Annotated in this window: 3 protein-coding genes; 1 reads left to right on the top strand and 2 read right to left on the bottom strand. The window is 46.2% G+C overall.

Annotation, left to right across the window (positions count from 1 at the left end; all coding sequences use genetic code 11):
- Positions 1–1,227: sigma-54-dependent transcriptional regulator (locus B3W37_RS14245; RefSeq protein ID WP_483176189.1), on the bottom strand; the 1,227-nt coding region annotated here is incomplete at its 3' end.
- A gap of 85 nt (positions 1,228–1,312) precedes the next feature.
- Positions 1,313–2,452: a two-component system sensor histidine kinase NtrB gene (locus B3W37_RS14250; RefSeq protein ID WP_483176190.1), complete on the bottom strand. Its 1,140-nt coding sequence runs from the start codon at positions 2,450–2,452 to the stop codon at positions 1,313–1,315.
- Between the two features lie 367 nt (positions 2,453–2,819).
- Between B3W37_RS14250 and B3W37_RS14255 the strand changes: the two genes are divergently transcribed.
- Positions 2,820–3,838 (top strand): GTP-binding protein (locus B3W37_RS14255; protein WP_483176191.1); only part of this gene is annotated, 1,019 nt, incomplete at its 3' end.

Consider the following 3,838-nt stretch of genomic DNA (forward strand, 5'->3'; position numbering starts at 1 on the left):
ATCCTGGGGATGGTTTAAACCCAGGCGGATCAGGTGGCTAGGCCTTATCTGGATATCATCATACATCAAGACTGTCCATTCCATGACATTGTGCAGTTCCCTAATATTACCGGGCCAATGATAGTTTTTCAAGATATGGGCGGCCTCGGGGGCTATTTCCCTAAAGCGCCGCCCTGCCGATTCTGATATTTCGGCCATGAAGAGCCTGGCCAGAGGCAGTATCGCTTCCCGCCGTCTCCGCAAAGGCGGCACAAACACATGGCCGGTGTTCAATCGAAAAAAGAGGTCTTGCCGGAAAGAACCGTTGGCGACCAGATCTTTGAGATTTTGGTTGCTGGCACAAATAATTCTTACATCCGTCTTTACCAGTGACAGTCCACCCAACCGGTAAAACTCTTTTTCCTGAATAACCCTTAACAGCTTGGCCTGCTGCTCCAGGGGCAATTCGGATATTTCGTCCAAAAACAAAGTGCCCCCCTGGGCCATATCCAGTTTGCCCTGCTTCCCCCGCGGAAGCCCGCCTGAAAAGGTACCCGGTTCGTAGCCAAAAAGCTCGCTTTCAAAAATATGAACGGAAAGGGCGGCACAGTTCAGGGCTACAAACGGAAGATCCTGGGCCTTGTCACCGTAATGAATATAGCGGGCTATCAGTTCTTTACCCGTTCCGGTTTCACCCTCGATCAGAACCGGAATCGACCGGTTATGATGAAGCTTCAGTGCCAGGACAATGATATCTTTCATGCTTTTAGAGTAGATACCCACAGTATTCCCGGAAAAGGAGGGGGGATAAACTGGTGCATAACGATTTTGGCTGCCTTTGTTAGCGGGTGATAAATCCTCGCCGCTATTAGCGTTTATCTCTCTTTGATGTCTTGCAACTCTCTCAGTGGTTCTGACCAGTTCCTCAACATCCAGGGGTTTCAACAGATAATCAAAGGCACCCGAGCGAATCGCGGCAATACTGCTATCCATATCAGCAAAAGCGGTAAAGAGAACCTTATCCATATGCTTGGCTTCAGGCATTGAGGAAAGCTGTTCCAATAAATCCAATCCCGACATTTCAGGCATGCGATTATCGGTAAGCAGCATATTGAATGGTTGGCTCTCGATCAGATTAAGCGCTTCTTCTCCGCTGCCGGCTTCGACCACGTTATGTCCCATTTTGCGCAGGAAATTTGCTGTATGTAAGCGGCTGAGCGCTTCATCATCAACGATGAGGATGTCCATACTTGCTACCCCCACGGTCTATTAATAGCATTTCTAGTCACTTATTTAGCATCAATGCGGATGGCTCAGCCTATTATTGCCGATTTTATAAAAAAGCAGGTAATTTTATGGTAAAGGTTGCACCCCTATCTTCGTTGTTGCTTGCAGCAACCTTGCCGCCCATACGGGTTATTACATTATGAACAACCGACAAGCCTAGCCCCATTCCCTGGTGGGGGGCTTTGGTGGTAACAAAAGGCTCGAAGATGCAGTCCAGAATGCGTTCATCTATGCCAATGCCATTATCGATGATTTGCATGACCACATATCTTTCTTCTAAAAAGGTGCGGCAGATTAGTTCCTTTTTGTTATGTTCTACTTGATCCAGGGCCTGCATGGCGTTGGTTAACAGATTTATCAGAACTGCATCCAAGCGGTTCAGGTTCGCGTTGATCGCAGGAAGATTTTCCGTCAGTTCTGATATACACTTAATTCCGCGGGCTGACAATTGCTGGTTTAAAATTTTCATAATTCGAGCAATGCTGCCGTTTATGTTGCACTCCTCAAATTCCGGCTCTCTGCTCAGGGTAGCAAAGGAACGCATATGGCGAATAATTTCTTCAATGCGGCCTATTTCTCTTGCGGCTTCGCCCAGTTTTTCATACAATTCTTCCGTGCCAGCACAGTTTGAATCATCACGCCAATACAGCAAGCCAAGAATGATCATTTTTATTGAATTCAATGGCTGGGTTATCTCGTGCACCATGCCTGCTGACATGGCGCTTAGCGAAGCTGATTTCTGTATAGCCGCACTGAGCTCCTGCAGGCGCAGCTGCTCCTGTTTAAACTTTTCTTCCCCTGTTATATCCGTAAATATAGCAACACTATGTTCTAAAAACCCTGCTTCATTATGGAGGGAATTGACAGCCAGCTGGCAGTAAAAAGCGCTGCCATCTTTACGCTGAACCTGAACATTACCCCGCCATTTGCCAGTTTTAATCAGGCTTTCTTCAACTTCTACAAGTTGTTCATCAGTAAGTTGAGCCAGCTTTAAATTGGAAAATTTTCTCCCCACAACTTCATCATAGTTGTAACCCGTCAAAGAGGTAAAAGCATGATTTACCCAGTTGATTTGTCCTGATGAAAACGATATAATCCCTTCAGATATGACATCCATGAGCCGCAGGACAGTATTTAGCCTTAATTTTGTCTTTAAATGATTTGAAAACACTTCGAGTTCTCCCATATAACCATCTTTATAAATGTTTAATCAGCCCGTTGGCTAACCACCACTAGTCCTAAGACTAACATCATATCAATATTCTACCAGCGTAAGACTTTTCCTCTAATTTTATTTAATTTTTATTATTATGTAATTTATTGTTAAACACTGTATATTACTGTAAAGTATTCCCTTATAATTTTGCTGAGATGAAAATCTTATCTGAACAATGGTCGGTAACTTAAAATATTTGACAACCGCTATTTATGCAAATATAATTAATATTCGGGTGCATAAACATGTTTTTTATCCGGTAAACTAAGTTGCACAATTTCGGCATCACTTTGTGTAATGCCGTTAATTTTTTTCTTTGAAGGAGAGTTTTGGCTCAATGTTAGAAAATCTTAGAAACATCGGCATCATCGCTCATATAGATGCCGGTAAGACAACGACTACTGAAAGAATTTTATACTATACCGGTTTGACTCATAAAATGGGTGAGACTCATAATGGCGAGAGTGTGATGGATTACCTGCCTTCAGAAAAAGAACGCGGTATCACGGTCACTTCCGCCGCAGTGCGCTGTTTATGGAAAGACTGTTCTGTAAACATAATCGACACACCCGGGCACGTGGATTTCACCGCCGAGGTGGAGAGAAGCCTGCGCATTCTGGATGGCGCTGTGGTGTTATTCTGTGCCAAAGGCGGGGTGGAGCCGCAGTCTGAAACCGTATGGAGACAGGCTGACAAGTATAAGGTGCCGCGCATTGCCTATATCAATAAAATGGATGCCATCGGGGCTGATTTCTGCCGGGTGGTGGATCAGATTAAACAGCGTCTGGGAGCCAACCCTCTGGTCATCAATCTGCCCGTCGTCCAGAACGACGCCTTTACAGGGGTCATCGACCTTATCGAGATGCGCTATTATACTTTTGGCGGCCTCAGCGGCGATCAGATTGAATGCCGGGAAATCCCCCGGGACAGCCTGGAATTTGCGCTTTACTGGCAGACTCAGATGTTAGAGAGCCTGGCCGAGACTGATGAAACCCTTCTCGACCTGTACGTGGCCAATGAAGTGATACCAGTGGATTTACTGCTTCAAGTTATCCGGCGGAATACCATTGCCGGTGAAATGGTGCCGGTGTTATGCGGAAGTTCATACCGCAATATCGGAGTGCAGAAACTACTGGATGCGGTAGTGGATTTTCTGCCCTCGCCGTTGGATGTTCCCCCGGTGCAGGCCATCTGCCAGGAGAACGAATCGGTTATGGAAGTGTTTCCTGATGCACAAGGTGAACTGGCCGCCCTGGTGTTCAAGATCGTCACCGACCGCCATGTCGGCAAGTTAGCCTTCGCCCGGGTCTATTCGGGCAGCATAGAGGCAGGCAGCTATGTCTACAACAGCAGCCG

The sequence above is a fragment of the Syntrophomonas sp. UBA5494 genome (assembly GCF_002426325.1).

Bases quoted from the DNA above. Each gene is read 5' to 3' on its own strand.
- B3W37_RS14250 (WP_483176190.1), bottom strand. From the start codon at position 2,452: ATGGGAGAACTCGAAGTGTTTTCAAATCATTTAAAGACAAAATTAAGG.